The sequence below is a fragment of the Aliivibrio sp. S3MY1 genome (genome assembly GCF_028765575.1).
In the GTDB taxonomy this organism is placed as follows: Bacteria; Pseudomonadota; Gammaproteobacteria; order Enterobacterales; family Vibrionaceae; genus Aliivibrio.
Genome location: NZ_JARACO010000026.1, coordinates 1 through 21,532, shown reverse-complemented (window position 1 = coordinate 21,532; position 21,532 = coordinate 1). Strand labels below are relative to the sequence as shown.

Below are 21,532 nucleotides of genomic sequence, written 5' to 3'. Positions count from 1 at the left end.
TATCTATTTTAATAATTAGAATATAAGAAACCATATGTACATCAGTAAAATAAGATGAGCAAAAGAAACCCGAAGAATTCACTTCGGGTTTAACGTTAACTTGGATAGTTTAACTTTCTTTTGCTTCTAACGCATCTAAAAAGCGCTCTGCATCTAATGCGGCCATACAACCTGTACCTGCAGAGGTAATTGCTTGACGATAATTATGGTCCATAACGTCTCCTGCAGCGAAGATACCTTCAATACTGGTTTGAGTTGCATTACCGTCAAGGCCTGATTTCACCTTAATGTAGCCGTTCACCATATCAAGTTGGCCATTGAAAATAGCAGTATTTGGTTGATGACCGATAGCAATGAATGCACCCATTACTTCTAAGTCTTCAGTCGCGTCTGATTTTGTGTCTTTTAATCTTACGCCAGTTACACCCATATCATCACCGAGTACTTCTTCTAATGTACGGTCGGTATGAAGAATGATATTTCCGTTTTCAACTTTATCCATTAAGCGGTCAATTAGGATTTTCTCAGAGCGGAATGAATCACGACGATGAATTAGGTGAACTTCAGCCGCAATATTTGATAAGTATAATGCTTCTTCAACAGCGGTATTACCGCCACCAACAACCGCTACTTTTTGGTTACGGTAGAAGAAACCATCACACGTAGCACAAGCTGAAACGCCACGGCCTTTAAATGCTTCTTCAGATTCTAAGCCTAGGTATTTAGCTGAAGCGCCTGTTGAGATGATTAAAGCATCACACGTATATTCAGCAGAATCGCCTTTTAAACGGAAAGGACGCTGGCTGAAATCAGTTTCGTTAATATGATCAAAAATCATTTCAGTATTGAAGCGTTCAGCGTGAGCTTTCATCTCTTCCATTAAACCTGGGCCCGTCATATCAGCAGCGCCGCCTGGCCAGTTTTCAACTTCTGTCGTTGTAGTTAATTGTCCACCTTGCTGCATGCCTGTGATCATCACAGGATTAAGGTTTGCTCGAGCGGCATAAACTGCGGCAGTGTAGCCTGCAGGGCCAGAACCAAGGATCAATAATTTAGAATGCTTTACGTTGCTCATAAGATCTCCGAGCTAAAATCAATGAAAACAGAAAATAAGGGTAGGGAGCACAGAGGTGTTCATCATCCTTTACTATCAGATGATTGTATGGAATTTATTGGCGTAAAGAAAGGGCGCCATAGTAGGTGCCCTCAAATGATTTTGTTATAGGATATGTCTTTTAAGTGGTAAGAGCTGTTTCTGGAGAGACATATTCTAAATCAAAGCTCTCTGCGACTTCTTTGCATGTGACTTTACCGTGGATAACGTTTAAGCCATCTAAGAAGCCTTTATCTTCAAGAAGTGCTGCTTTATAGCCTTTATCTGCTAATTTAATAATGTATGGAAGGGTTGCATTATTAAGCGCAAAAGTAGACGTACGAGCAACGGCGCCTGGCATGTTAGCAACACAGTAGTGAACCACGTCATCTACGATGTAAGTAGGGTCTGCATGTGTTGTTGCATGAGAGGTCTCGAAACAACCACCTTGGTCAATCGCAACATCAACAACCGCTGCGCCTGGCTTCATACGCTTAATATGGTCAGCGGTAACCAGTTTAGGTGCCGCAGCGCCAGGAATAAGAACAGCACCAATGACAAGGTCAGCTTCTAGTACGTGCTTCTCAATAGCATTAACGGTTGAGTAAACCACTTTAGCACGCCCTTGGAACTCTTCATCTAGAGCACGAAGTGTATCGATGTTACGGTCTAAAATAGTCACATCAGCACGCATACCAACAGCCATACGAGCTGCGTTTGCTCCAACAACTCCGCCGCCAACAATAACCACTTTTGCTGGTTCAACACCAGGTACGCCACCCAGAAGTAGACCACGACCGCCGTTTGATTTTTCAAGAGTTTGAGCGCCTGCTTGAATAGACATTCGTCCTGCAACTTCAGACATTGGTGCTAATAGTGGCAGTCTACCCATATAATCTGTTACAGTCTCATATGCGATGCAGACAGCTTTACTTTTAATTAAGTCTTCTGTTTGTGGAAAATCTGGTGCAAGATGTAAATACGTGAATAATATTTGCCCTTCACGTAGCATTGTACGTTCAATCGCTTGTGGCTCTTTAACTTTAACAATCATGTCAGCTTGAGCAAAAATGTTTTCAGCTGTAGGAAGAATGGATGCGCCTACCGCGATATAATCATCGTCGGTGAAACCAATGCCAGAGCCTGCTTTTGTTTCGACAAAAACGTCATGGCCATGAGATATTAATTCTCGAACACTCGCTGGGATCATGCCAACGCGGTATTCATGATTTTTTATTTCCTTAGGTACGCCAATGATCATCCTGATTTCCTTTTATGTTATGGTTATTATGACTGCTTGTAGGGTTTTTGTTTCGAATGTTAAACTAGTATAGATTGTAATTGGCAAAATTTGACGCTAAATATTAAAAAGTTGTAGTATATTTTTTTGCAAGGAAGTAATAAGGTGGAATAAAAAATGGTAGATAATAAGAAACCGTCCAAGGAACTGGATCGTATCGATCGCAATATTTTAAATGAACTCCAAAAAGATGGACGAATTTCAAATGTTGAATTATCTAAGAGAGTAGGTTTATCACCAACTCCGTGTTTAGAGCGTGTTCGTCGTTTAGAGCGTCAAGGGTACATCAATGGCTATACTGCCTTGTTGAATCCACAATATTTAGATGCATCATTATTAGTATTTGTTGAGATCACACTGAACCGTGGTGCACCCGATGTATTTGAACAATTTAATACAGCGGTACAGTTATTAGACGATATTCAAGAGTGTCACCTTGTTTCTGGTGATTTTGATTATCTTTTAAAGACTCGAGTATCAGATATGAGTGCTTATCGCCGATTACTTGGTGATACACTGTTGCGTCTTCCTGGAGTAAATGACACGCGTACTTACGTAGTCATGGAAGAGGTAAAACAGACTAACCATTTAGTGATTAAAACTCGCTAATGGAGTCAAGGTTCTAAATTTTAGAGATTTTTTTGTTCTTTAATTTACAAAACCTTGAAGAGCTTAAAGGCTATTAGGTATATTCTACCTAAGATGCCTTTGAGTAATGGCGAGCGGCGTTATGCCGCTCGACTTGTTTTTAATTTCTACAGATTTAGTGATCCTTGCTTTTTTCTCTTCGAATGCATTTACACATTAAAGAGGGATGACTAAATCTAAGCACTGTAATATTGGATAGTATTTTGTTTACAAAGATTAAAGAAAAAATTTCTGAGAGAAAAATTCAGCTGACAACCTTAAAAGTTGAAACCGTAGCCGAACCAGAAAAAGAACGATTAAATGGCAACCAACGTTTGCAAGAAGCTCTATTTATTGTCGGTCTACTTGCGACTATTTTTATTGCCATCTCCTTATTCAGCTTTAACCCCGCAGATCCTTCATGGTCTCAAACTGCGTGGGATGGCAATGTCGAAAATGCAGGCGGCTCATTTGGTGCATGGATTGCGGATACGCTTTTCTTTGCCTTTGGATCTTTAGCTTATCTATTACCGGTCATTCTTTTAGGGTGTACTTGGATTATTTTTCGTAAAAAGAATCAAGAGCAAGAAGCGCATGAGCTGGATCTAATGATGATAGGTACTCGCATCTTAGGTCTTTTAATTCTATTTTTAACCAGTTGTGCTTTAGCCGATACTAGTTTTGATGACTTATGGTATTTCTCATCTGGCGGCGTGGTTGGCGATGTACTTACTAGCCTAACCACCCCTATTTTGAATTTGCTTGGTTCAACGCTTATTTTCATGTTCTTGTGGGGGGCGGGCTTAACATTATTTACGGGAGTTTCTTGGTTAACGATTGTTGATAACCTTGGTTTCATGGCGCTGGAAGGCGTTAGGATGATTGTAAATAAAATGAGAAAGACGGAAGACGAAACGTATGAAGTCGAAAGTGAGAATGATTATAAGCAAGAAGTAACTAATACAACGTTGTCTCATTCATTTACCTCTGCACCATCTATTTCTTCTGCTGTCGAAAATACAGATGTTGACCCATTTGAAACACCTAAAATTTCTGCTCGTGAAGTATCAATGTTTGCAAGCTATTCTGAAGGAATTCAAGAGGACCGTGCAGAACTGTTTGAAAGAGATAGTAGCTATTCAGATGACCCTCTATTCTCGACACCAATCGATTATGCTTCTGAGTCAGTAGTTCATCAAGTTGATGCGTCATTAACAGAAATAGAGCCGGTTGAAGATAACGTTATTGAGGATAGTGTTCTTGAGAATAGTGCAGTCGCAGCATCATTGTATTCTACTGAACAAAATGAACCGACGTATCCTGACATTTTAGAAGATGGATTGAATTTATCCACGCGCAGTAACGCGACAATTGCTGAGTTAGATAATGAAGCTCTAGTTCAAGATCCTCTATTAAGTCAAGTTGATGCTGAGAAAGCCTTTAATCCTATTGCTAGCGCGGCAGTATTAAGCTCGACAGCAATGGCGGTTGGTGCAGAAGAGGTTGCTATTATTGATGAGTCTTTACTCACTGAAGATGAATTGACTCCTTTTTCTGATATCACGCCTGAAAGCAACTACGTTGATTCATTAAATACTCAAGATAATGAACAAGCTGAATATCAAGAGATCAGTGCTTTCTCTAGTGCCTCTGATGAATTTGTTGAACCTATGGTAGTAGAGGATCAAGAAAGCGTTGAAACATTAAATGAATGGCAGAATGAATATCAAGAGACTTCAGCTAATCATGAAGACACGTTTACGGCTACTCTAGAGCAAGATGAAACCGTTGAAGACCATATTCATTTCTCAGCACATGAAGAGTCTCAAGCAGTAGAAGAAGAGTCATTTTCTTCATTTAGCGCCGTAGAGCAACCAGCTCAAGAAACAGAGATTGAAGAAGTTGTTGAACAAACGGTTGAAGAGACACTTCATGATGTTGTCATTGAAGAAGTATTTCCTGAAGAAAAACCTGAGCATTCAGATGCGGATATAGCGGCATTCCAAGCGTTAGTTGCAAAAGAGAAAGCGACACAAGCGGCATTACAAAATCCGTTTTTGGTTAACTCTGAACCTAATTTACCAAAACCAACGTCACCAATGCCGACTTTGGAGTTATTGTATTCTCCAGACTCTCGCGCAGAAATGGAGTCTCGTGAATCTCTAGAGCATACCGCTCGTTTGGTTGAAGCAAAACTGGCGGATTACAAAATTAAAGCGCGAGTGGTGGATATTTTCCCTGGCCCTGTGATTACTCGTTTTGAATTGGATTTAGCACCTGGTGTTAAGGTAAGCCGTATCTCAGGCCTTGCAACCGATCTAGCGCGTTCTTTATCGGCGATGGCGGTGCGTGTTGTTGAAGTTATTCCGGGTAAGCCTTATGTGGGTTTAGAGTTGCCTAACTTTAATCGTCAAACCGTGTTTTTCTCTGATGTGGTTGGCAGTGATACATTTAAAAATGCAAAATCGCCAACAACCGTCGTTATGGGACTTGATATTGCAGGTGAAGCGGTTATTGCTGATTTAGCAAAAATGCCTCACGTACTGGTTGCTGGTACAACGGGTTCTGGTAAATCGGTTGGTGTAAACGTCATGATTTTGAGTGTGCTGTATAAAGCAACTCCAGAAGATGTACGTTTTATCATGATCGATCCAAAAATGTTGGAACTTTCTATCTATGAAGGAATCCCACATCTATTGACTGAAGTTGTGACTGACATGAAAGACGCAGGTAATGCATTGCGTTGGTGTGTTGGTGAAATGGAGCGTCGTTATAAATTAATGTCAGCGTTAGGGGTTCGTAACCTACAAGGCTTTAATGATAAATTGAAAATGGCAGCAGCAGCAGGGCACCCAATTCATGATCCATTATGGAAACCGGGTGACAGCATGGATGAAATGCCACCATTGCTAGAAAAACTGCCGTCTATCATTGTTATTGTTGATGAATTTGCTGATTTGATGATGGTTGTTGGTAAAAAAGTAGAAGAACTGATTGCTCGTTTGGCTCAAAAAGCCCGTGCAGCAGGTATTCACTTAATCTTGGCAACCCAACGTCCATCGGTGGATGTTATTACTGGTTTGATTAAAGCAAACATTCCAACACGTGTTGCGTTTACGGTATCAACTAAAACCGATTCTCGAACTATCCTTGACCAAGGTGGTGCTGAATCTCTACTTGGTATGGGTGACATGCTTTACTTAGCACCGGGCTCTAACCATACCGTTCGTGTTCACGGTGCGTTTGCATCGGATGATGATGTACATGCCGTCGTAAATGATTGGAAAGCGCGTGGTCGTCCAAATTACATTGAAGCGATTACTAAGAGTGAGCAAGGCGCTGAATCATTACTGCCTGGTGAAAAATCGGACAGCGAAGAAGAGCTTGATCAATTGTTCGACCAAGTAGTTGAGTTTGTAACGACGTCTCGAAGAGGCTCTGTATCTGGGGTTCAACGTCAATTTAGAATTGGTTATAACCGTGCTGCTCGTATCGTCGAACAATTAGAAGCGCATGGTATTGTTAGTACTCCGGGCCATAACGGTAACCGTGAAGTGATTGCGCCACCTCCAGTAGGCAGTCGCGATTAATTGAATTGGTATTATTTTTATTAGATAAGTGAAAATTATTGATGAAAAAGTTTTTAGTTTCTCTGTGTTTATTAAGTTCTAGTGTATTTAGTGCAGCAGTTTTGGCGACTCCTCAAAGTGAGTTGACTGAGCGTTTAAATCAAAATGCAGGTTTTGAAGCGGTATTTACTCAAAAAGTAGTAAGCCCAGAAGGCGATGTATTAATGCAAGGCGAAGGGGATGTGAAAATTCTACGTCCTAATTTGTTTCGTTGGCATACACAGACTCCCGATGAGAATTTATTAGTCACTGATGGCGAAACACTATGGTATTACAATCCATTTGTTGAACAAGTTACCTTAATGGGACTTGAAAAAGCCACAACACAGACCCCATTTGTATTATTAACCCGTAATAAGTCTTCTGATTGGGATAATTATTCTGTGACACAAAATGGTGATGCGTTTACGGTGTCGCCAAAGTCTGATTCAGCAGTAAAAAGCGACTTTATTGTCAATATACAGTCATCAGGTAATGTCACTGGATTCTCTGTTGTAGAGCAAGATGGACAGCGTAGTGACTTTAGCTTTACGAAATTTGAAGCGAAAAAACCAGCGCAAAGTAATTTCAGTTTTACTGTGCCAGCAGGTGTTGATATCGATGATCAACGCTAATGAAAGATAAAGGATAAACGTGAGTAACTTCAGTTTAGATTTTTCAGCAGGGGACGATTTTCGTCCCCTTGCTGCTAGAATGCGCCCTCAAAATATTGAACAATACATTGGTCAGCAACATCTATTAGGTGTTGGTAAGCCGTTGCGTCGGGCGCTAGAAGCCGGACAGATCCACTCAATGATTTTATGGGGGCCTCCTGGTACCGGTAAAACAACGTTAGCGGAAGTGGCTGCTAACTACACCAACGCAGAGGTTGAACGAGTATCGGCGGTCACTTCTGGCGTAAAAGACATTCGTGCTGCAATAGAAAAAGCGAAAGAGAACCAAACCACAGGCCGCAGAACCATTATGTTTGTGGATGAGGTCCATCGCTTTAATAAAAGCCAGCAAGATGCTTTTCTGCCGCACATAGAAGATGGCACGATTACGTTTATTGGTGCGACAACGGAAAATCCTTCTTTTGAGCTTAATAACGCATTGTTATCGCGAGCGCGAGTCTACAAATTAAAATCATTAGAAAAACAAGATATCGTTCAGGTAATAGACCAAGCGCTTTTAGATAAAGATCGTGGTTTAAATGATGATAATTTTATACTTCCTGATGATGTGAAATTACAACTGGCTGATTTGGTGTCGGGTGATGCTCGTATGTCACTCAATTACCTTGAGCTTCTGCATGATATGGCAGAAGAAGATCATCAAGGTAAGAAAGTGGTGGACTTGCCTTTATTAGCGGAAGTGGCGGGTGAAAAACTGGCGCGTTTCGATAATAAAGGGGATATGTGGTACGACTTAATCTCAGCGGTTCATAAATCAATTCGGGGCTCTAATCCTGATGCGGCGTTGTATTGGACGGCACGTATTATTGCAGCCGGTGGTGATCCTCTGTATGTTGCGCGTCGTTTGTTAGCGATTGCTTCTGAAGATATAGGCAATGCAGATCCACGAGCGATGGAAATTGCGATGAATGCGTGGGATTGCTTTACTCGTATTGGCCCTGCTGAAGGGGAAAGAGCGATTGCTCAAGCGGTGGTTTATTTGGCATGTGCTCCTAAAAGTAATGCTGTTTATACCGCGTGGAAACAAGCACAAATGGACGCGATTAACTCACCAGATTACGACGTACCAAACCATTTACGCAACGCACCTACATCATTAATGAAAGATATGGGGTATGGCGCAGACTATCGTTATGCTCACGATGAACCAAACGCGTATGCCTCTGGTGAGAATTATTTTCCACCGGAAATGCAAGATCGTAAGTACTACTTTCCAACAAAACGTGGCTTAGAAACCAAAATTAGCGAAAAGCTAGAATATTTAGCCCAATTAGATCAAAACAGCACCTTAAAACGCTACCAATAAAAGATCATTTTCGGTATCTTATTGAAATCGCAATTTGGAACTGAAAATTGCACAAAATTTTATTACTCAGTGTGTTCTGTATTATTTGAATACACAATGACCATAAGGCATAGGATTACAAATGCTTGATTCAAAATTACTTCGTACAGAGCTGGATGAAACAGCAGAGAAACTGGCACGTCGTGGCTTTAAGCTAGACGTAGAGACACTTCGCAACCTTGAAGAACAACGTAAGTCCCTTCAAGTTAAAACTGAAGAGCTTCAAGCGCAGCGTAATTCCCGTTCGAAGTCCATTGGTCAAGCAAAAGCGAAGGGCGATCACGAAGAAGCCGATCGCATCATGGCTGACGTTGCAAATCTAGGCTCTGAATTAGATGAAGCAAAAGTAGCACTTGCAGATCTTCAACAACAAATCGAAACTATCGCTTTATCTGTACCAAACCTTCCTGATGATTCTGTACCTTACGGTAAAGATGAAGAAGAAAACGTAGAAGTATTACGTTGGGGTAACCCTCTAGCGTATGACTTTGAAGTTAAAGATCATGTAGAACTTGGTGAGATGGCTGACGGCCTTGATTTTGCTAGCGCAGTTAAAATCTCTGGTTCTCGTTTCATTGTAATGAAAGGCCAATTTGCACGCCTACACCGTGCATTATCGCAATTCATGCTTGATCTTCATACAGAAGAACACGGCTACATGGAAATGTACGTTCCTTACTTAGTTAACCACGATAGCTTATACGGTACAGGTCAATTGCCAAAATTTGGTGAAGATCTATTCCACACAAGCCCATTAACAGAGCAAGTGAGTGATGTTCCTCTTAAGATGCTATCACTTATCCCAACAGCTGAAGTTCCAGTTACAAACATGGTTCGTGACACAATTACGGAAGAAGCTGATTTACCTCTGAAAATGACGGCTCATACACCATGTTTCCGTTCTGAAGCGGGTTCTTACGGTCGTGATACTCGTGGTCTTATTCGTATGCACCAATTCGACAAAGTTGAATTAGTTCAAATTACGAAACCAGAAGATTCAATGGCTGCTCTTGAAGAGCTAACAGGGCATGCTGAAAAAGTACTTCAACTACTAGAGCTTCCATACCGTAAAGTAGTACTTTGTACTGGTGATATGGGCTTCGGTTCTCGTAAAACTTACGATTTAGAAGTATGGGTTCCTGCACAAGAAACGTACCGTGAGATCTCTTCTTGTTCAAACATGTGGGATTTCCAAGCTCGTCGTATGCAAGCGCGTTTCCGTCGTCAAGGCGAGAAGAAACCAGAATTAGTTCACACACTGAATGGTTCAGGTCTTGCAGTAGGTCGTACAATGGTTGCTATCCTTGAGAACTTCCAACAAGCTGATGGTAAGATTGCTATCCCTGAAGTACTACGTAAGTACATGAACGGTGTAGAATTCATCGGTTAATCTGTTCTATAACATAGACTAGATAAACACTAAAAAGCCGCTTTATGTTAAGTCATAAAGCGGCTTTTGTTTGTCTGCTATTTACATTATACCAATCTACATAAGTATTTGATCATTCTTGCTTGTTAAAATCGATTATATCTGTGTTATAAATTTTGTAATTAGAACCACTAGTTACTGTAATTTATGCCTTGCTCTAATCGATTTTTCCTACGCAATTATCTGAACAACTGCTTATCCAGAATGGTATTATTTAAGCAGTGCTTGATTTAACCATTGATCAAATTGACCTTTTGGTAATGCACCATTAATCATATCTACACGCTGGCCGTTCTTAAATACCATAATCGTAGGGATAGAGCGGATCTGATATTGTGCAGCAATTTGTTGTTGAACTTCCGTATTTATTTTTATACAACGAACTTGGCCATTACGTTCAGCAGCAACGTCTTCAAATACGGGAGAAAAGCCAACACATGGATTACACCACGGGGCCCAAAAGTCGATAACAATAGGTGTATCGCTATTCATTAAAGCGGCAAGATTATCAGAGGTTCCCTCTAGTGGCTTTCCATCTAATAGTTGTTCTTTACAACGACCACACATAGCCGTGTCATTAATGCGTTCAATAGGAAGGCGGTTGAGTCCATTACACGATGGGCATCGAGACTGAAATTGAGACATGGTATTCCTTTATTATTTTCTGCAATAAGCAGTTTGTGAGCATAAAGAAATAATGGGGGTGCTAAGTGAGATATTCAATTAGAAAGAGCAATAAAAAAGGAGCAAATAGATGCTCCTTAGTATGAAATGGTAAGGCTGGTGAAATTAATCACGCTTCCATAACATGTGGCAGAACTTGTGTTCAGGATCACGGCTTACTAGCATACGAGCAAAGACATCATCTAAAACATCAGATTCTTCATTGACTAAGCCAATGAGAACTTCAGCGTAGATTTCGCCATCAACATCAAAGCCAACGTGTTCTGCCCAATCATCACGAGTATCAACAACTTCAGCAGCGCCGCGATCATCAAATTGTAGAGTAAATAATGCAACATCAGCTGGTTCAAGGTTGTCTTGAGCCATTTCAAGGAAAATATCGTAAGCGACTTCGATTACGTCATCGTAGCTAATTAGTTCAGTTGTCATGGTGGTTACCTTTAAAAAATACGCTGATAAATTATCATGAATGGCCTTAGTAAGGCTAGAAGTATAAACAAATAGAGAGAGCAATCGTTTGCCTTTGGTTGAGGCTAATATCAGTAGTTGCGGCAGAGTTACTGAGCGGCTAAACTTCGCACTTCTTCCATTAGCCAGTTGAATGATTATTTTATGAAATTTCCAGGTCAGCGTAAATCCAAGCATTATTTTCCAGTTCACGCTCGTGATCCATTAGTTAGCCAAGCTCAAGAAACCAAAAAAATGTCGCGCACGCACATTGTAGGTATTGATCAAACGTTAGTGGATATTGAAGCTCGAATTGATGATGCTTTTATTGAAAAGTATGGCTTGAGTAAAGGACACTCACTGGTTATCGATAATGATAAAGCGGAAATGCTTTATAACGAGCTTAAAGATAACAATATGATCACCAACGAGTTCGCTGGTGGTACGATCGGTAATACACTTCACAACTATTCAGTATTAGCTGATGATAAATCAACTCTGCTAGGAGTGATGAGTGAAGACATTCATATTGGTAGCTACTCATACCGCTACCTATGCAATACATCTAGCCGAATGGATTTAAACTACCTTCAACCTGTTCCTGGTGCAATTGGCCGCTGTTTTGCGCTTATTAGCCAAGATGGTGAACGTACGTTTGCGATCAGTGAAGGCGATATGAACCAGCTTCGTGCTGAAAGTATTCCAGAGAAAATCTTTAAAAATGCGTCTGCATTAGTACTGACTGCTTATCTAGTTCGTTGTAAAGATGGCGATCCAATGCCAGAAGCGACAATGAAAGCGATTGAGTATGCAAAAAAATATGATGTACCAGTAGTATTAACCATGGGTACCAAGTTTGTTGTTCAAGATGACCCACAATACTGGCGTGACTTCCTAAAGGATCATGTATCAGTGGTTGCTATGAATGAAGAGGAAGGAGAAGCGCTTACCGGTGCTTCAGACCCTCTAGAAGCAGCAGATAAGGCTCTTGAGTGGGTTGATCTTGTATTGTGTACTGCGGGTCCTGTAGGGCTTTACATGGCAGGTTATACGGAAAATGAAGCAAAGCGTGAAACGTCTTTGCCATTACTTCCTGGTACTATTGCCGAATTTAACCAATATGAATTTAGTCGTCCTGCAATTAAAGACAGCTGTGAAAACCCAATAAAGGTGTATTCTCATATTTCACCGTACATGGGTGGACCAGAAAAAATCAAGAATACCAATGGAGCGGGTGATGGCGCTTTATCGGCTTTATTACACGATATGGCAGCAAACCATTATCACCGTAATAATGTACCTAACTCAAGTAAGCACCAGCACTCATACTTAACGTACTCTTCGTTCTCTCAAGTATGTAAGTATTCAAACCGTGTAAGCTTTGAAGTGTTAGCACAACATTCACCACGTTTATCTCGTGGTTTACCAGAGCGTGAAGATTCGTTAGAAGAGTCGTACTGGGAAAGATAATTTTTTGTCTTTTATGAAATAAAAAACGGAAGCAGAGATGCTTCCGTTTTTATTTTTTGGTCTCTAAACTTTGTAATTAAGCCTTGATGCTAGTTGCTAGTACAAACGACTCATTAGGTCGAATTACTTTAGCGGCTTCTAGACTTGCTGCATGATAGGTTGATTCAACACACACCATAGTTTGATAACCATCATTGTTCATGTCACCCATAGATTCAGCGCCCTCAACCCACGGATTCCAAATCACCGCGGCATTGTGCCCTGAATTAGTAACAGACAATGTACGTTGTGTATCAGAGATTAGGACGGTATTTTCTGGCTGAGTGTAAACACGATCAACCGCGGCATCAATCGATAATGTATCACTGCCCGAACCTACTTTCCCTTCCAGTAAGCCATCAATATAGCTTGAACCCATACCCGTAATTGTTGTGGTGCTAATATCAGAAATATTTAGGTATGAGTGTAATGCTCCTGAGCAGTTCCACGCTTTATCATCTGTGTTTTTTACATCAAGAGTAATAAGTAACTCATCGCCAATTTCTACTGTTAAGCGAGCTTCAAACTCAAAAGGCCAAATAGCTTTGGTTTCTTCTGATGCTTTTAAACCAAGAACCACAATAACGCCGTTATCATTTTCACGATGCTCAATTAGCGACCAAGAGCTATTGCGAGCAAAACCGTGAGCAGGATTTGCGATACGGCCAAACCAAGGCCAACATACAGGTACGCCCCCACGAATTGCGTTATCAGGGTTAAAAATGGCGTCTTTGCTCATCCAAATCAGGTCGTCTTGCCCTTTTGGAGTGAAAGATAATACATGACCACCGTGTAATGAAATGGCAGCTTCTGCTTTCTCATGAAGTACACGAACCACTTTTACATCGTCTAATTGAGCAATGGTAACGCAATCAGATAACACACTGATGGTTGGAAGGTGAGTAAGATTCATAGGTGACTCCTAAAATAGTAAATACGTATTCTTTTTTAAATAGCAATGGTTGAATTGGGCTAGAAAAAGAATAAGTACTTATTATATTGGCATTAAATTACAGATACAAAAAAGGCGACAATTAAGTCGCCTTTCATTCTTAAAAGATACTAAAACCTTTTAAGTTAGCTTTCAAAGAAAGTTTAAACTAATGCTTATTTAGAAACGTGAGCGATTAGGTCAAGAACTTTGTTTGAGTAACCGATTTCGTTGTCGTACCAAGATACAAGCTTAACGAATTTGTCAGTTAGAGCAACACCAGCTGCAGCATCAAATACTGAAGTTTGTGTTTCGCCGATGAAGTCTTGAGAAACAACAGCTTCGTCTGTGTAACCTAGAACGCCAGCGTATTCGTTTTCAGAAGCACGCTTCATTTCAGCACAGATTTCTTCGTAAGTTGCAGCAGTTTTTAGGTTAACTGTAAGGTCAACAACAGAAACGTTTGCAGTTGGTACGCGGAAAGCCATACCAGTTAGAAGGCCGTTAAGCTCAGGAATTACTTTACCTACTGCTTTAGCTGCACCAGTTGAAGATGGGATGATGTTTTGAGAAGCACCACGGCCACCACGCCAGTCTTTCGCTGAAGGACCATCTACAGTTTTTTGAGTTGCTGTAGTTGCGTGAACTGTAGTCATAAGACCAGATTCGATGCCCCACTTGTCGTTAAGTACTTTAGCCATTGGCGCAAGACAGTTAGTAGTACAAGAAGCGTTAGAAACGATATCTTGACCAGCGTAATCTGCAGCGTTAACGCCCATAACGAACATTGGAACGTCACCAGAAGGGCCAGTAAGAACTACTTTCTTAGCGCCAGCTGTGATGTGTTTACGAGCAGTCTCGTCAGTAAGGAAAAGACCAGTAGCTTCAGCAACAACGTCAACGTTGATTGCATCCCACTTAAGTTCTTCTGGGTTACGTTCAGCTGTAACACGTACAGTTTTGCCGTTAACTACTAGGTTACCGTCAACTACTTCAACAGTACCGTTGAAACGGCCGTGAGTTGAATCGTATTTAAGCATGTAAGCCATGTATTCAACGTCGATAAGATCGTTAATACCAACAACTTCGATGTCATTGCGCTCTACAGATGCACGGAAAACAAAACGTCCAATACGGCCAAAACCGTTAATACCTACTTTGATAGTCATTATATGTTGCTCCACAACGTAAATTTGATTTTCAGGTTTAAATTAACTGGTAGTAAAATTACAAAATCCTGAGCCAACCTGCAAGCGAAAATGCCATTTATCTTGTTTAAAATCAAAAAAAAGACCATATTCTGTTAACATAAAGAAAAATTCTTACGTAATTTATAAGAAATCTGGTTGTTTAATAACCTTGGCGACATGTTATGAAAAATAGTGACATAACTGTTAATGTCATTTTGCTGGGTTGCTGTAAAATTACCTCAGCAAATTATGTGCTACAAAGGTGATTATAAGCAAGGTTTAATTTAAATAAGTATTAGGGGGTAGGTAGACTGATGGACAAATTAAAATCGTTTTCAGATATGACAGAGGCAGATTGGCGAGATAAATTGACTCAAGACGAGTTTGACATTTGTAGAAAGCAAGGGACTGAAGCCCCTTTTTCTGGCAAGTTATTGCATAATAAATCGACAGGTATTTATGCATGTACCTGTTGTCAGGCTGTGCTATTTTCTTCTGAAAACAAATATGACTCAGGGTGTGGTTGGCCAAGTTTTGATGCACCAGTGAATGATCAGGCTATTTTATATATAGAAGATAATAGTCATGGTATGCAAAGAACAGAGATCCGTTGTCGTCAGTGCGACAGTCATTTAGGTCATGTTTTTAATGATGGGCCAAAAACAACAGGCGAGCGTTTTTGTGTCAATTCAGTTTCTTTATTTTTCGGTGAGAAAGAGTAATTAGTTTCTATTGTTCAATTTAAGCGTAAGTTAGAACTAATTGAAGATAAATAAAGGAGCAATGTGCTCCTTTATTTAGTTTTTAAGTGACTATTTATTTTCAGCGGGTAATAAAGAAGCTTTAAAGGCTAAGTTATCTATATTCTCTTTTATTAACTCACTCACTTGTTTCAGTCTCTCTTTTTCAGCGTCAGTAAATTGATATAACAAATCAAGTTGTTGTTCAGAGGCGACCTGTAATTCATACCCTTTTCCAACAAGTGCCCAAACATAGGCGTGATCTTTGTTATTTTCTTTATGGTTAATACTAGCGAGTGATTTAATAATAATCGTATGTTGATTATTGTCATAATCTTGTTCAGTCAGTAATTCTAACGCATGATTAAGTATCAGGATGGTCTTATTACCATTTCGTAATGTATAAAAGGTCGCAAGTGCATATTGTAACTCTGTTGTTTCAAGTGCATTAGTACCTTCTAACTGTAAGAAAGAGCGTAAGGCATCTTTATCACCAGTTATCCAACGATAAAAAAGTACTTTTGGTTCTTTTGAGTCTTTTAGCTCTACAGTGAGAGCATCAATTGCGTCATACGTATCTAGTAAGGCTTCAGTTCGTTTTGATTTTACTTCTTTGGCAGTAATAGGTTCTATTTGTGCTGCTGATGTTAAACAAATCTGATATTGGTGAGTTGCTTTGAGCGTTTTTAACTTATCTAAGTCATTATTACTTTTTAATACATCAAATCGATTTAGGATAAGATCATCACGTTGGGAGCGACATTGACCGTCATTCATATTCAATTGAGCACATTGTAAAGCCTCATGATCTTCACACAGTTGTTCAGTTGTCGGCTTAGAAGCAAAGCAAGCTGATAATAAAAATGCAGTGGGAATAAGCAGAGCGAATCGTCGAATAGTTAAAAACATGATAATCCTGTAGAAATAAAAAAGGAAACGTGATCCATTACACCAATTTATCGGCAGCTTATTGACTAACATTAACTAAAAGATATGGTTTACTTGCTGTTCATATTAGAGAGTAAATAATGGATATTAATAAATTATTAGAGTCGATGACACCGGAAGTATTTAAAAATCTACAATATGCAGTAGAGACTGGCAAGTGGCACAATGGAACGGCATTATCGGCAGAGCAAAGAAGCACTAGTATGCAGGCGATGATGTTGTACCAATCAAAACATAATAAAGAAGCGCAACACATGACGGTCGCTCAAGGTGGCGAAATCAAACTTAAGTCCAAAGCAGAATTAGAAAAGCAATTTTCAAAAGGACAACAAGATATTGTTCGGGTTAATGTATCGTAATAATGATTTTTTGGCTTAATGTCTCATCGTAAGGAATACTAATGCCACATTGGTCCCAAAAAGAATCTATAAAATTGTTGATAAGAGTTTACTCGCGTAAGTTGTCGGCAATATCAATAAAGTTGAAGAACAAGTACGATGAAAAAAACAAAAGGACAGGTTTTAACTAAATTTGCTGCGATTACTGCAGTGTTCATATTACTTGCAGTTATTGCTGCGCCAAAATTCTTAGGTAATGAGCCTGTAAGCAATACAGCTCAAGGCTCATTAACGCTTTACACTGAATAAAATAGTTTCAGTGTGTTAGAAAATTAACGTGAGTTTGTAATTACGATTCTTTCATGAGGTTCTGGAAGTTCGCTACCACAGTGCTTACAATGCATTGCATCAGATTCATGCCCTCCCTTTATACAGTTCGGACACCGAACTAGATCTCGATGAGTATTCATCTCTTGATTTAATTCCGCGGTAATTATCCCTGTAGGTACAGCTAGAATTGAGTAACCAAGTAACATTGTTATTGAAGCAATAGCTTTACCTAATGCGGTATGAGGCACTAGATCACCATAACCCACCGTTGTGATCGTCACAATTGCCCAATAAATACTTTGTGGAATACTGGTGAAACCATTTTCAGGCCCTTCTATCACAAACATTAGCGAGCCAAATACAGCGACTAAAATAGCGACGGTACTAAAGAAAATAAATATTTTTCGCTTTGCCATTAGTAGTGAACGTAGAAGCATATTTGAGTCTTGTAAGTAGCGAACAAGTTTTAATACTCTGAAGATCCTCATTACTCGCAATAGTCGGATGATTGCAATGTAACTAGCACTTGGAAAGAAGAGGGCTAGATACGTAGGTAAAATAGCGAGTAAATCAATAACCCCATAAAAACTTTTCACATATGAACTTGGTTTTGGAGAGCAATATAATCGTACAATATATTCGAGAGTGAATATTACGGTAAAAATATATTCCAAACGCCACAGTAGTTCTCCATAGACAGCGTTGACTGAACTAATAGAGTCTAAGATTAGTGTTGCTTGAGAAGTCAGGATCAACACAATTAAGGCGATATCAAATCTTTTCCCTCCTTTAGTATGAGTACCAAAAATGATGGTATATAAATAGTGCTTCAGTCGTTTCGTTTTCATAAATGTAGTTAGTGTCCAAGTCATTGCTCTTGGATAAGAATAATGAAAAAAATAGTGACTCTCCACCTTAACTTTATAGGGCTCCGTGCGCTATCCCTCTTAAGTAGTAAGAATATTAATAATATAGTGATCCAGCTCAAGTTATTAAGCGGATAAAAGATGTGAATTTAATACGAGTTATGACACTCTTTAGTGGCACGGAGAATTCACCATAATTTGTCATTTTTGGCCGTTATTATGTAACTTTATTACAACTTAATTTCTTGATATTAATAGTTTTATTATTATTTATGATTGTGATCTATGTCTTTGTTGGTTGTAAGTGTGTGATATAAATCACCTTTATTGTGAGATACCCGTAAGAGGTAAGACGAAAGTGGTAAATAAATTCTCATAACTGATCTGAATCAATACTTTTCAAATTGTGAAAGAATATAATCAGTTTTGAAAGCAATTTACTAAGAAGTTAAAGCAGGATTACCAGAAAATTGGTTGAGCTTAACTGCTAAAAAAGGATGAAAAAGCAGAATCCTTACTAAATAGTTTTTAATGAATTTTATAGTTTTTATTTTTAGGAGAAACAATATGCCTGTAACTAATTTAGCTGAACTTGATGCTCTAGTAGCACGCGTTAAAGCGGCGCAAAAAGAATTTGCGAACTTTCCACAAGAGAAAGTTGATGAAATCTTCCGTGCAGCGTCTCTAGCTGCTTCAACAGCTCGTATTGAACTAGCAAAAATGGCAGCAACTGAATCTGGCATGGGTATCATGGAAGATAAAGTTATCAAAAACCACTTTGCTTCTGAGTTTATTTATAATAAATACAAAGACGAGTTAACGTGTGGCATCATCGACCGCAACGATGAAGGCGGCACGATCACTATTGCTGAACCTCTAGGTATTGTTTGTGCAATCGTTCCAACGACAAACCCTACTTCAACAGCAATCTTTAAAGCGTTAATCTGTCTTAAAACTCGTAATGGCTGTATCTTCTCACCACACCCACGCGCTAAAAATGCAACTAACTACGCTGCTAAAGTCGTATTAGATGCCGCAATTAAAGCGGGTGCACCAAAAGACATCATTGGTTGGATTGACCAACCATCTGTTGAATTGTCAAATACATTAATGAAACATGACGACATCAACATGATCCTTGCTACTGGCGGTCCAGGCATGGTTAAAGCGGCTTACTCTTCAGGTAAACCTGCAATCGGTGTTGGCGCGGGTAATACACCTGTAGTTATCGACGAAACTGCTGATATTAAACGTGCTGTTTCTTCTATCCTAATGTCTAAAACATTCGATAACGGTGTTATTTGTGCTTCTGAGCAAGCGGCAATTGTTGTTGAATCTATTTACGATGAAGTTAAAGCTCGTTTCGCTAAATACGGCGCGGTTGTTCTAAACAAAGAAGACGCAAATAAAGTACGTAAAGTACTGCTTATTGATGGCGCACTTAACGCTAACATCGTTGGCCAACCAGCATACAAAATTGCAGAGTTAGCAAATGTTAAAGTACCGACGTCGACTAAAATTCTTATCGGTGAAGGCTTAGAAGCTTCATGGGATGACGAATTTGCTCATGAGAAATTATCTCCAACATTAGGTCTATTCAAAGCGAAAGACTTTGAAGATGCAGTACGTCAAGCGGGCATCGTATTAGACATAGGTGGTGTAGGTCATACTTCAGTACTTTACACTGACCAAGATAACAACGAAGAGCGTATCGCGTACTTCGGTGACAAAATGAAAACTGCTCGTATTCTTGTGAATACACCTGCATCTCAAGGTGGTATCGGTGACCTTTACAACTTTGAATTAGCACCTTCACTAACGTTAGGTTGTGGTTCTTGGGGTGGTAACGCTATCTCTGAAAACGTAGGTCCTAAGCACCTTATCAACAAGAAAATTGTAGCTAAGCGAGCAGAAAATATGTTGTGGCATAAACTACCAAAATCTATCTACTTCCGTCGCGGTTGTTTACCAATTGCAATGACTGACCTTGAAGGTAAAAAACGTGCATTAATCGTTACTGACCGTTTCTTATTCAACAACGGTTACATCGATGACCTACGCTCAATCTTAAAAGAGAAAGGCATGGAAGTTGAAGTGTTCCATGAAGTAGAAGCCGATCCAACATTAGCAGTAGTTAAAGCTGGTGCTGAAGCATGTGCAAGCTACCAACCTGATGTTATTTTAGCGGTTGGTGGTGGTTCACCAATGGATGCTGCGAAAATCATGTGGGTTATGTACGAGCACCCAGAAACTGATTTCGAAGACCTATCTATGCGCTTTATGGATATCCGTAAACGTATTTACAAGTTCCCTAAAATGGGTCAAAAAGCTGAACTAGTATGTATCACAACGACTTCTGGTACCGGTTCTGAAGTTACACCATTCGCTGTTGTAACAGATGAAAAAACGGGTCAAAAATACCCATTAGCTGATTACGAACTAACGCCAAACATGGCTGTTGTTGATGCTAACCTTGTAATGGATATGCCTAAGTCTTTATGTGCATTCGGTGGTTACGATGCAGTAACTCACGCATTAGAAGCTTACGTTTCTGTTCTTGCAAACGAATACTCAGACGGTCACGCTCTGCAATCACTTAAGATGCTTAAAGAGTACTTACCAAGCTCTTACGCTAATGGTAAGAAAGATCCAATCGCTCGTGAGAAAGTACACAATGCAGCAACAATCGCTGGTATGTCTTTTGCGCAGTCTTTCCTAGGTGTGTGTCACTCAATGGCGCATAAATTAGGCGCAGAATTCCACATTCCACACGGTCTTGCTAACGCGTTATTAATTGCTAACACAGTACGTTTTAATGCAACTAACAACCCAACTAAACAAGCTGCGTTCTCTCAGTACGACCGTCCTAAAGCACGTGCTCGTTACGCTGAAATTGCAGAGCATTTAGGTTACCGTGAAGGTAATACTGAAACGAAAGTTAATGCATTACTTGGTTGGTTAGAAGAGCTTAAAATTGCACTGGATATTCCAATGTCAATTCAAGCAGCTGGCGTTAACGAAGCTGAATTCATGGCAAAAGTGGATTCAATTGCTGAAGATGCGTTTGATGACCAATGTACAGGTGCTAACCCACGTTACCCATTGATCAAAGAGCTTAAAGAAGTATTAATCGCTTCTTACTATGGCACGGCTTACGCTGACGTAATCGACGCACCAGAAGTGAAAGCAGAAGTAAAAGCGAAAAAAGCAAAGAAATAATTCGAAGCTAACAAGCTAAAGTATTTTCACTAGTATTTTGAAAATATGAGAACAATAAAAACCACCTTACTCAAGGTGGTTTTTTTATGCCTGCGATATTTCTGAACACGACTACTGACCGTGGTTGGTATAAGCCAAATGAAAAGAAGAGATATCACAAGGTTGTGTTTGATAGGTATTACGCTGTGGCCTCAATAATACGGCCATTGAAATAGTCATTCTTTAGTATGTAT

Annotated in this window: 18 protein-coding genes; 10 read left to right on the top strand and 8 right to left on the bottom strand. The window is 39.7% G+C overall.

The features are described from left to right. Window positions 1-109 precede the first annotated feature (109 nt). Window positions 110-1,075: a thioredoxin-disulfide reductase gene (gene trxB, locus PVK62_RS14475; protein WP_274443410.1), complete on the bottom strand. Its 966-nt coding sequence runs from the start codon at window positions 1,073-1,075 to the stop codon at window positions 110-112. 160 nt (window positions 1,076-1,235) lie between these two features. Continuing rightward, on the bottom strand, window positions 1,236-2,354 hold the full coding sequence (ald, locus tag PVK62_RS14470) for an alanine dehydrogenase (RefSeq protein WP_274443409.1): 1,119 nt from the start codon (window positions 2,352-2,354) through the stop codon (window positions 1,236-1,238). A gap of 156 nt (window positions 2,355-2,510) precedes the next feature. On the opposite strand from ald, the gene lrp reads away from it, so the two are divergent. The 5 genes from lrp to serS all read left to right on the top strand — a co-directional run bounded on the left by lrp (window position 2,511) and on the right by serS (window position 10,058). Beyond that, window positions 2,511-3,002 (top strand): leucine-responsive transcriptional regulator Lrp, encoded by a 492-nt coding sequence (gene lrp, locus PVK62_RS14465; protein WP_045101653.1) that lies wholly within the window; start codon window positions 2,511-2,513, stop codon window positions 3,000-3,002. Window positions 3,003-3,283: 281 nt separating this feature from the next. Further along, window positions 3,284-6,610, top strand: a complete 3,327-nt coding sequence (locus PVK62_RS14460; protein ID WP_443111778.1) for a DNA translocase FtsK 4TM domain-containing protein — start codon at window positions 3,284-3,286, stop codon at window positions 6,608-6,610. A 41-nt stretch (window positions 6,611-6,651) separates the two neighbouring features. Continuing rightward, window positions 6,652-7,263 (top strand): outer membrane lipoprotein chaperone LolA, encoded by a 612-nt coding sequence (gene lolA, locus PVK62_RS14455; RefSeq protein ID WP_274443406.1) that lies wholly within the window; start codon window positions 6,652-6,654, stop codon window positions 7,261-7,263. 19 nt (window positions 7,264-7,282) lie between these two features. Beyond that, a complete protein-coding gene (locus tag PVK62_RS14450) occupies window positions 7,283-8,629 on the top strand; it encodes a replication-associated recombination protein A (protein WP_274443404.1) in 1,347 nt (448 codons plus the stop codon). Between the two features lie 121 nt (window positions 8,630-8,750). Continuing rightward, the gene (gene serS, locus PVK62_RS14445) at window positions 8,751-10,058 is read left to right on the top strand and encodes a serine--tRNA ligase (protein ID WP_274443402.1); all 1,308 of its coding nucleotides are present in this window, start codon (window positions 8,751-8,753) and stop codon (window positions 10,056-10,058) included. Window positions 10,059-10,307: 249 nt separating this feature from the next. On the opposite strand, the gene trxC is transcribed toward serS, so the two are convergent. Both trxC and PVK62_RS14435 read right to left on the bottom strand, forming a co-directional pair. After that, a complete protein-coding gene (gene trxC, locus PVK62_RS14440) occupies window positions 10,308-10,742 on the bottom strand; it encodes a thioredoxin TrxC (RefSeq protein WP_274443401.1) in 435 nt (144 codons plus the stop codon). 144 nt (window positions 10,743-10,886) lie between these two features. Continuing rightward, window positions 10,887-11,210 (bottom strand): HI1450 family dsDNA-mimic protein, encoded by a 324-nt coding sequence (locus PVK62_RS14435; RefSeq protein WP_274443400.1) that lies wholly within the window; start codon window positions 11,208-11,210, stop codon window positions 10,887-10,889. A gap of 183 nt (window positions 11,211-11,393) precedes the next feature. On the opposite strand from PVK62_RS14435, the gene PVK62_RS14430 reads away from it, so the two are divergent. Further along, window positions 11,394-12,698: an inosine/guanosine kinase gene (locus PVK62_RS14430; RefSeq protein ID WP_274443399.1), complete on the top strand. Its 1,305-nt coding sequence runs from the start codon at window positions 11,394-11,396 to the stop codon at window positions 12,696-12,698. A gap of 76 nt (window positions 12,699-12,774) precedes the next feature. Here the strand turns inward: PVK62_RS14430 and PVK62_RS14425 are convergent, their stop codons facing one another. Beyond that, entirely contained in the window at window positions 12,775-13,650 is an 876-nt protein-coding gene (locus tag PVK62_RS14425) for a D-hexose-6-phosphate mutarotase (protein WP_274443398.1), read from the bottom strand. Between the two features lie 194 nt (window positions 13,651-13,844). Then, complete coding sequence (gene gap, locus PVK62_RS14420) at window positions 13,845-14,837, bottom strand: type I glyceraldehyde-3-phosphate dehydrogenase (protein ID WP_274443397.1); 993 nt, start codon at window positions 14,835-14,837, stop codon at window positions 13,845-13,847. 335 nt (window positions 14,838-15,172) lie between these two features. Between gap and msrB the strand changes: the two genes are divergently transcribed. Then, window positions 15,173-15,580: a peptide-methionine (R)-S-oxide reductase MsrB gene (msrB, locus tag PVK62_RS14415; RefSeq protein WP_274443395.1), complete on the top strand. Its 408-nt coding sequence runs from the start codon at window positions 15,173-15,175 to the stop codon at window positions 15,578-15,580. 90 nt (window positions 15,581-15,670) lie between these two features. On the opposite strand, the gene PVK62_RS14410 is transcribed toward msrB, so the two are convergent. Then, window positions 15,671-16,507 (bottom strand): DUF2989 domain-containing protein, encoded by an 837-nt coding sequence (locus tag PVK62_RS14410; protein ID WP_274443393.1) that lies wholly within the window; start codon window positions 16,505-16,507, stop codon window positions 15,671-15,673. 119 nt (window positions 16,508-16,626) lie between these two features. On the opposite strand from PVK62_RS14410, the gene PVK62_RS14405 reads away from it, so the two are divergent. Together PVK62_RS14405 and PVK62_RS14400 are read left to right on the top strand one after the other, a co-directional pair. Continuing rightward, the gene (locus tag PVK62_RS14405) at window positions 16,627-16,905 is read left to right on the top strand and encodes a YeaC family protein (protein WP_274443391.1); all 279 of its coding nucleotides are present in this window, start codon (window positions 16,627-16,629) and stop codon (window positions 16,903-16,905) included. A gap of 138 nt (window positions 16,906-17,043) precedes the next feature. Next, on the top strand, window positions 17,044-17,193 hold the full coding sequence (locus tag PVK62_RS14400) for a hypothetical protein (protein WP_162922532.1): 150 nt from the start codon (window positions 17,044-17,046) through the stop codon (window positions 17,191-17,193). 23 nt (window positions 17,194-17,216) lie between these two features. Here the strand turns inward: PVK62_RS14400 and PVK62_RS14395 are convergent, their stop codons facing one another. Continuing rightward, a complete protein-coding gene (locus PVK62_RS14395; protein WP_274443390.1) occupies window positions 17,217-18,062 on the bottom strand; it encodes an ion transporter in 846 nt (281 codons plus the stop codon). A gap of 585 nt (window positions 18,063-18,647) precedes the next feature. Between PVK62_RS14395 and adhE the strand changes: the two genes are divergently transcribed. Beyond that, complete coding sequence (gene adhE, locus PVK62_RS14390; RefSeq protein ID WP_274443389.1) at window positions 18,648-21,299, top strand: bifunctional acetaldehyde-CoA/alcohol dehydrogenase; 2,652 nt, start codon at window positions 18,648-18,650, stop codon at window positions 21,297-21,299. Window positions 21,300-21,532: the final 233 nt, after the last annotated feature.

Bases quoted from the DNA above. Each gene is read 5' to 3' on its own strand.
- trxB (WP_274443410.1), bottom strand. From the start codon at position 1,075: ATGAGCAACGTAAAGCATTCTAAATTATTGATCCTTGGTTCTGGCCCT.
- ald (WP_274443409.1), bottom strand. From the start codon at position 2,354: ATGATCATTGGCGTACCTAAGGAAATAAAAAATCATGAATACCGCGTT.
- lrp (WP_045101653.1), top strand. From the start codon at position 2,511: ATGGTAGATAATAAGAAACCGTCCAAGGAACTGGATCGTATCGATCGC.
- lolA (WP_274443406.1), top strand. From the start codon at position 6,652: ATGAAAAAGTTTTTAGTTTCTCTGTGTTTATTAAGTTCTAGTGTATTT.
- serS (WP_274443402.1), top strand. From the start codon at position 8,751: ATGCTTGATTCAAAATTACTTCGTACAGAGCTGGATGAAACAGCAGAG.
- trxC (WP_274443401.1), bottom strand. From the start codon at position 10,742: ATGTCTCAATTTCAGTCTCGATGCCCATCGTGTAATGGACTCAACCGC.
- PVK62_RS14435 (WP_274443400.1), bottom strand. From the start codon at position 11,210: ATGACAACTGAACTAATTAGCTACGATGACGTAATCGAAGTCGCTTAC.
- PVK62_RS14430 (WP_274443399.1), top strand. From the start codon at position 11,394: ATGAAATTTCCAGGTCAGCGTAAATCCAAGCATTATTTTCCAGTTCAC.
- PVK62_RS14425 (WP_274443398.1), bottom strand. From the start codon at position 13,650: ATGAATCTTACTCACCTTCCAACCATCAGTGTGTTATCTGATTGCGTT.
- gap (WP_274443397.1), bottom strand. From the start codon at position 14,837: ATGACTATCAAAGTAGGTATTAACGGTTTTGGCCGTATTGGACGTTTT.
- msrB (WP_274443395.1), top strand. From the start codon at position 15,173: ATGGACAAATTAAAATCGTTTTCAGATATGACAGAGGCAGATTGGCGA.
- PVK62_RS14410 (WP_274443393.1), bottom strand. From the start codon at position 16,507: ATGTTTTTAACTATTCGACGATTCGCTCTGCTTATTCCCACTGCATTT.
- PVK62_RS14405 (WP_274443391.1), top strand. From the start codon at position 16,627: ATGGATATTAATAAATTATTAGAGTCGATGACACCGGAAGTATTTAAA.
- PVK62_RS14400 (WP_162922532.1), top strand. From the start codon at position 17,044: ATGAAAAAAACAAAAGGACAGGTTTTAACTAAATTTGCTGCGATTACT.
- PVK62_RS14395 (WP_274443390.1), bottom strand. From the start codon at position 18,062: ATGAAAACGAAACGACTGAAGCACTATTTATATACCATCATTTTTGGT.
- adhE (WP_274443389.1), top strand. From the start codon at position 18,648: ATGCCTGTAACTAATTTAGCTGAACTTGATGCTCTAGTAGCACGCGTT.